The following is a 6,352-nucleotide window of genomic DNA, read 5'->3' as shown; positions in this document are numbered from 1 at the left end:
CGTTTATATCTAATACACAACTATGGCGCGGAAGTTACTTCCGTGACTTCTTCACCCGTCTCTGCAAGTCACGGAAGTAACTTCCGCGCCATAGTTGGGGATGATTCATTCTTGCTCGCCATCTGTAACTAGTAATGGCTCTTCTTCCGCCTTTGTCATCCCCCTACCCCCTTCGAAGGGGGAAAGAATGTGTGTTGAAACCTATCATTTGGCCCACATCTATATAGAAAAAACCTAATCTTATTGCTTGGAAATGCGGGTCAAATTCTTACTTTTAAGTAGTTAACAATTAACCTCTTCCACCGTGAAAAGACGCGATTTTCTCCAGCTTTCCGGCCTTGGGCTTGGTGCCCTGATGCTGCCGATTCCGCTTTTGGGCCACGATATTGCCCCCGAAGCGATGCTCGCTCCCATGGAAGTGGCTCAGAAAAAACAGATTGCCGATGCGGCCCTCAACGCGGCCAAATCCAAAGGCGCTTCCTATACCGATGTCCGGATTGGCCGCTACCTGAACCAGTACCTCATCACGCGGGAAGACAAGGTGCAGAACACCGTCAACACCGAGTCCTTCGGGGTGGGCGTGCGCGTGCTGGTGAACGATACCTGGGGTTTTGCCGCCGCCGATGAAGTCTCGCCCGCCGGAGCCGCCAAAGCTGCAGAGCTGGCCGTTGCCATCGCCAAGGCGAACTCCAAACTCCAGACCGAGCCGGTACAACTGGCGCCGCAGCAAGGCTACGGTGAGGTGAGCTGGAGAACGCCCATTGAGCGCAATGCCTTTGAGGTGCCGCTGAAGGAGAAAGTAGACCTGCTGCTGGGCGCCAATGCGGCCGCCATGCAGAACGGAGCCAATTACGTGAACTCTGCCTTGTTTCTGGTAAATGAGCAGAAATACTTCGCGTCTACGGACGGTTCTTACATTGACCAGGACGTACACCGCATCTGGCCGGTGCTCAACGTCACGGCCATTGACCAGAAAACCGGCAAGTTTGAGACGCGGCAGTCACTCAGCTCGCCCCGGGGAATGGGCTTTGAGTACCTGAGTGGCCGCGCCACCGACAAGTACAAAGGCATCACTACGCGCTACGGCAACTCCTATGACATGCTGGAAGACGCCGTGGCCGCCGCCAAACAGGCCAAAGAGAAACTCACCGCTAAATCGGTGCTGGCGGGCAAATATGACCTGGTGCTGGATCCCTCGCACCTGTGGCTCACCATCCATGAAAGCGTGGGCCACCCGCTGGAGCTGGACCGCGTGCTGGGGTATGAAGCCAACTTCGCCGGCACCTCCTTCGCCACGCTGGACAAGTGGAAATCCAAGAACTTCAAGTACGGCAGCCCGCAGGTGAACCTCTTCGCTGATAAGGTGCAGCCCGGCTCTCTGGGCGCGGTGGGCTACGATGATGAAGGCGTGAAAACCAAACGTTGGGATCTGGTGAAAGACGGCGTGCTGGTGAACTACCAGGCCATCCGGGACCAAGCGCACATCATCGGGGAGAAAGAATCGCACGGGTGCTGCTACGCCGATAATTGGAGCTCGGTGCAGTTCCAGCGCATGCCCAACGTGTCTTTGGCGGCGGGTAAGCAGAAACTGAGCGTGGAGGACATGATCAAGAACGTGGAGAAAGGCATCTACATCATAGGCGACGGTTCCTTCTCCATTGACCAGCAGCGCTACAATTTTCAGTTCGGCGGGCAGCTGTTCTACGAGATCAAGGACGGCAAAATCGTGGGTCCGCTCAAAGATGTGGCCTACCAGAGCAACACCCAGGAATTCTGGAACTCCTGCGCCGCCGTCTGCGACGAAAGCGATTACCGCTTAGGCGGCTCCTTCTTCGACGGGAAAGGCCAGCCCATGCAGGTAAGCGCGGTGTCACACGGCTCCGCTACCACTCGCTTCAACGGCGTGAACGTGATCAACACAGGTAGAAAGATCTAAAGAACTTTCTACCTGTGTTGATCAGTCCTGAGTTCTGAGTCCATAGTCCTTAGTCAAATTTTACAACTCAGGACTCAGAACTCAAGACTCAGAACTTACAACAAGTAGTTTCAACTTACATCAGACGTAAACCATCCATGGCAATATATAGCAGAGAACAGGCGCAGGCGATCCTGAGGAAAGTGATGGCCTTGAGCAAAGCCGATGAGTGCGAAGCCAACCTGAACGGAAACAAAGTGGGCAACGTGCGCTACGCCCGCAACACCGTCTCCACCGCCGGCGAGGCCCACACCACCTCGCTGGTGGTGCAATCTTCCTTCGGGAAGCGGATGGGCACCGCTACCATCAACGAGTTTGACGATGCCTCACTGGAGAAAGTGGTGCGCCGCTCAGAGGAACTGGCCCGACTGGCTCCCGAAAACCCCGAGTACATGGGCGTGCTGGAACCGCAGAAATACATTACCACCAATCCGTACGTAGCCGCCACGGCCGCTATTACTCCAGACCAACGAGCGGTGATGGTGTCGCAGAGCATTGCGGCGGCCAAAGGCAAAAACCTGACGGCGGCGGGTTACCTGCAAGACTCGGTGGGGTTTCAGTCCATGATGAACAGCAAGGGTCTCTTCGCCTACAACACCGATACAGGGGTGGATTTCTCGCTCACCGTGCGCACCCCCGATGGTACCGGCTCCGGCTACGTTTCCCGCGGCTTCAATGACGTGAACAAACTGGATACGGCCGCGGCCTCCAACATTGCGGTGAACAAGGCGGTGAGCTCGGTGAACGCTAAGGCACTGGAACCGGGCAAATACACCGTTATTCTGGAACCTGCAGCCGTGGCCGTGATGCTGGAGAATCTGTTTTTCAACATGGATACCCGTTCCGCCGACGAGGGCCGAAGCTTCCTGAGCAAGCCCGGCGGCGGCAACAAACTGGGCCAGAAACTGGTGGATGAACGCGTGACCATCTACTCTGATCCCGCCCACCCCGATCTGCCCACCTCCCCCTGGGCGCAGGACGGCCAGGCCCTGAACAAAGTAATCTGGATTGACAAAGGCGTGGTGAAACAGATGCCGGTCTCCCGCTATTGGGCCCAGCAGAAAAAAACAACGCCGGTGCCGTTCCCTAACTCGGCCATTATGCAGGGCGGCACCCAAAGCCTGGACGATCTCATCAAAGGCACCACCAAAGGCATTCTGGTCACCAGGCTCTGGTACATCCGTCCGGTAGACCCGCAGACGCTCCTGCTCACCGGCCTCACTCGCGACGGAACCTTCTACATTGAGAATGGCAAAATCAAACACGCCGTGAAGAACTTCCGCTTCAATGAAAGTCCCATCATCATGCTCAACAACCTGGAAGCCATCGGGAAAACCGAACGCGTGGTCAGCGGCGAATCCAGCAACAACTACCTGTTGCCTCCGCTTAAAATCCGGGACTTCACCTTCAGCAGCTTGTCTGATGCAGTGTAAGTAGGTTATTGTTGATTGATTTTGAAAGCGTTTCAGGCCTGATTTGTGGAAAACAGGCCTGAAACGCTTTTTTGGTCTTACGCCAGCACCTTTTTAGTTCTGGCGCGAGACTAAAGTCTCGTGACTTAGGATAGAAGCGAGTCTCCAGACTCGCGGGGAACCACGGGCAGCGCAATAGGCACAGACGCTCGCAGGACCTCCGGACGCTGCGAGGTCTTTGGAACAAGCGACAATCGTAACTCATCCGCTGGCGCGAGCCTCCGGCTCGTGTCCGCACGCATTCCTGAGAATGTCCGATGCACATTCTCCTGTCATCTTGAAAAGATCTTGGTGTCGAACTAGAAAAGCATCGGAGAAATGCCACTACCGTTTGCGCACAAGATCCTTTCAGGATGACAACGAAGGGAAGGTCAGCAATGCTTGGGGACACGAGCCGGAGGCTCGCGCCAGCGGATTTGATACCCCGCAATCATTCAGTAAATAAATCCTTCCTGAGCAAGATAGATCAGGAACCAACCTCCTCCACATTCCGGCATTTCCGTTTCAGCATACTTTCAGGAAAACAGCCCTAAAACGAATTCCTTATTTCTCTGGGAATCAACCCCATCTTTCGCCACCTATCCCGCAGGAAACCGTACCCTTGTAAGAGGCTATTTCTTCGTACTTTTGCGGAAGTGCGCGGAAACGCGCTGCAATAACTTTGACACATGGCTAAAATAGCAATAAACTTAACCACGGCTTCCATCCAGCAGGAGGAAGTGATTGTGGGCATTGACCTGGGAACAACCAACAGTCTGGTGGCCTATATGCACCCGGAGGACCGCGTGCCCATCGCCATCAATGACCAGGGGCTGGGCACCATTGTTCCCTCGGTGGTGCATTTCTCCAAAGAAGGCGAAGTGATTGTGGGCAACGCTGCCAAAGACTATCTGCTCACTGATCCGGCCAATACCATTTACTCAGTGAAGCGTCTGTTGGGGAAATCGTACCAGGATCTGGGCGAGCACAAAGATTTCTTCGGCTACAAGATCATTGACGATAACTCCGAGGGGCTGGTGAAGATACGGGTGCAAGATAAGTTCTACTCCCCTATTGAGCTTTCCGCCGAGATTCTGAAGGAACTTCGCGCCCGCGCCGAGCACGCCCTAAAAACCCCGGTAAACCGCGCCGTGATCACCGTACCCGCTTACTTCAACGACTCGCAGCGTCAAGCCACCCGCGATGCCGGGAAACTGGCAGGACTGGAAGTACTGCGCATTGTGAACGAACCGACGGCGGCATCGCTGGCCTACGGCATCGGCTTGGACCAAACCGAGGAGCGCACCATTGCTGTGTATGACCTGGGCGGCGGGACGTTTGATATTTCCATTCTGCGCATCCACCAGGGCATTTTTGAAGTGCTGTCTACCAACGGTGATACCTACCTGGGCGGCGATGACCTGGACCGCGCCATCATTGACTACTGGAGCCACCAGAACCGGTTGTTAGCCGATCTGGCAGTCCAAGACCCTAATGCGGCTCAGGCTCTCCGCCTGAAAGCCGAGGAAGCCAAAAAGACGCTGAGCAGCGCGGAGAAATTTAAATCTGAGCTGAACGGCATCGAGCTGAAGCTGAACAAGCATACGTTTGAAACGCTCATTACGCCTATTGTGGACCGCACCATGGCCTCCTGCCAGATGGCTCTGAAAGATGCCGGTTTGCAGCCCGAGCAGATTGACACCGTGATTATGGTGGGTGGCTCTACCCGCGTGCCGCTGGTGTACCAGACCGTGAGCGATTTCTTCGGGAAGCCCGCCAACAACTCTCTGAACCCAGACGAGGTAGTAGCCTTGGGGGCTGCCATCCAGGCCGATGTACTCGCCGGGAACCGCAAAGACATCCTTTTGTTGGACGTGACGCCGCTCACCTTGGGAATTGAAACCATGGGTGGTCTGATGGACCCCATCATCCCGCGCAACTCCAAGATCCCTACCAAAGCCGGTCGGCAGTACACCACTTCCGTGGACGGACAGGTGAACATGAAGATCTCGGTGTACCAGGGCGAGCGTGATCTGGTGAAAGAGAACCGTAAACTGGCGGAGTTCGATCTGAAAGGCATTCCGGCCATGCCCGCCGGTTTCCCTAAGGTAGACGTGAACTTCATCCTGAACGCCGATGGAATCCTGAAAGTGGAGGCCATTGAACTGCGCTCTGGCGTACGGCAGGAAGTGCAGGTGAAACCACAATACGGCCTCACCGATGAGCAGGTAGAACAGATGCTGATGGACTCCATCACCCACGCTCGTGAAGACGTATCAGCTAGAATGGTAATCGAAGCCCGCACTACCGCTGAGCAGATGATTTACCAGGTAGAACGCTTCCTGGAGAAGAACGGCGAGCACCTGACCCAGGAAGAAATTACGCTTACCCGCGAGAATGTGCAGCGCCTGAAAGACGTGCTCCCTTCCGGCGACAAAGACACCATCCTGAAAGCCGTGGATGTGCTGGAAGAGCAGACCAGTCCGTTTGCCGAGCGCGTGATGCAGATTTCCATCAAGAAAGCCATGACAGGCAAGAAAATTGAATAACCCGTTTTAGGGCTATTTTGTAGAATATAGCCTTAAAATGAAAATAGAAGAGAGCGCCTGTTTAGTTAGGCGCTCTCTTTTTTTATGGACGAGGCTTGGTTGAATTGTTGATTGACTAACTGCAAGGATTGGAGTTAACAAAAGGAACTGGTCCAAGTTTTAGGCTTACTTTCTGGAAAACAAGCTTAATTCACTTCTCCTGTCCTCTTGATTTAATCACACTTCTCCTGTCATCCTGAAAGGATCTTGGTTACGAACTAAATCAGATTTTAAGAAGCGCTACTACAGTTGGCCACCAAGATCCTTTCAGGATGACATAAATGAATTAATTATCAGAGAATATAATGTGGGCAATGAATAGCAGGAAGGTAGAAAGT

3 protein-coding genes are annotated in these 6,352 nt (G+C 54.2%); all 3 read left to right on the top strand.

Annotated elements, in window-relative coordinates; genetic code table 11:
- The first annotated feature begins 304 nt into the window (after positions 1 to 304).
- Positions 305 to 1,936 (top strand): TldD/PmbA family protein, encoded by a 1,632-nt coding sequence (locus JT718_RS08155; RefSeq protein ID WP_205501724.1) that lies wholly within the window; start codon positions 305 to 307, stop codon positions 1,934 to 1,936.
- Positions 1,937 to 2,073: 137 nt separating this feature from the next.
- Positions 2,074 to 3,408 (top strand): TldD/PmbA family protein, encoded by a 1,335-nt coding sequence (locus JT718_RS08150; protein WP_205501723.1) that lies wholly within the window; start codon positions 2,074 to 2,076, stop codon positions 3,406 to 3,408.
- Positions 3,409 to 4,115: 707 nt separating this feature from the next.
- On the top strand, positions 4,116 to 5,975 hold the full coding sequence (gene dnaK, locus JT718_RS08145) for a molecular chaperone DnaK (RefSeq protein WP_205501722.1): 1,860 nt from the start codon (positions 4,116 to 4,118) through the stop codon (positions 5,973 to 5,975).
- Positions 5,976 to 6,352: the final 377 nt, after the last annotated feature.

This window comes from Rufibacter psychrotolerans (genome assembly GCF_016924645.1).
Lineage (GTDB): Bacteria > Bacteroidota > Bacteroidia > Cytophagales > Hymenobacteraceae > Nibribacter > Nibribacter psychrotolerans.
Note: the sequence above shows the minus strand (reverse complement) of the source record. Positions and strands in the feature narration are given on the sequence as shown.